Source organism: Streptomyces pratensis (genome assembly GCF_037137275.1).
GTDB lineage: Bacteria > Actinomycetota > Actinomycetes > Streptomycetales > Streptomycetaceae > Streptomyces > Streptomyces pratensis_B.
The window spans coordinates 1-795 of sequence record NZ_JBBBEN010000024.1; the positions used below are offsets into that span (position 1 = coordinate 1).

General features: G+C 72.2%; 2 protein-coding genes. Both read left to right on the forward strand.

Going from position 1 to position 795, the window contains the following annotated elements; genetic code table 11:
• The coding region (locus V9U70_RS30675) for a bifunctional DNA primase/polymerase (RefSeq protein WP_336672322.1) at positions 1-463 on the forward strand (463 nt) is incomplete at its 5' end.
• Positions 460-795, forward strand: a 336-nt coding sequence (locus V9U70_RS30680) for a hypothetical protein (RefSeq protein WP_336672323.1), incomplete at its 3' end; no start/stop codon positions are given. The genes V9U70_RS30675 and V9U70_RS30680, both read left to right, overlap by 4 nt.

Consider the following 795-nt stretch of genomic DNA (forward strand, 5'->3'; position numbering starts at 1 on the left):
CAGCGCGGGCAGGCTCGGCAAGCACATCGACACCCGCGCCCACGGCGGCTACGTCGTCGCCGCAGGCAGCACCCTCCCGCACGGCGCGTACGAGGTGGTCGACCCCACCGAGCCCGTACCGCTCCCGGCATGGCTGCACGCCCTCCTGACGCCCGGTCAGCTGTCTCGGGCATTGATGGCCACACCCGTGCCGGTTCGGGCCTCTCGGTACGCCGCAGCGGCTCTCAGGGCCGAAACGGCGGCCGTGGCCGGGGCTGGGGAGGGTGTGCGGAACTGGACGCTGGTTCGGGCCGCACGCGCTCTGGGGCGGTTCATCCCGTCCGGCGACCTCGACCGCACTGTGGTGGAGGAAGCTCTTAATTCGGCGGGATTGGCGGCCGGGCTCCGGGAGAACGAGTGCCGCAAGGCTGTGGCGAGTGCTCTCGACTGGTCCGTCGCCAACAACTTCGGGCGGCCGGCATGACCGCCGCCAGAAACCTGCGATTTAAGAGCCTGCCTGTCACCCCGAGTAGCCCGCAGGCCGCCAACCCGGCCGCAGGACCGGCCGGTGGTGGCGTGCCGAAGGTCGTCGGCCGCCAGGCCGTCCCCGTTGCTGTTCGCCCTGTCCCGCGCCCGCAGCCGGTGCGGTGGCTGGACGTCATCGCGCCCCCGTCGTTCTCGGCTCTGGTGTCGGCCCGGTCCTGGTGCCGGTGCGGCTACGAACGCACCGCACGCGGCCGATCCGGTGTCCTGGCCCTGATCGAGGCCCACACCGCCCATCCCGAGTCCTGCCCGCTGCTCAACACCGAAGGGAGC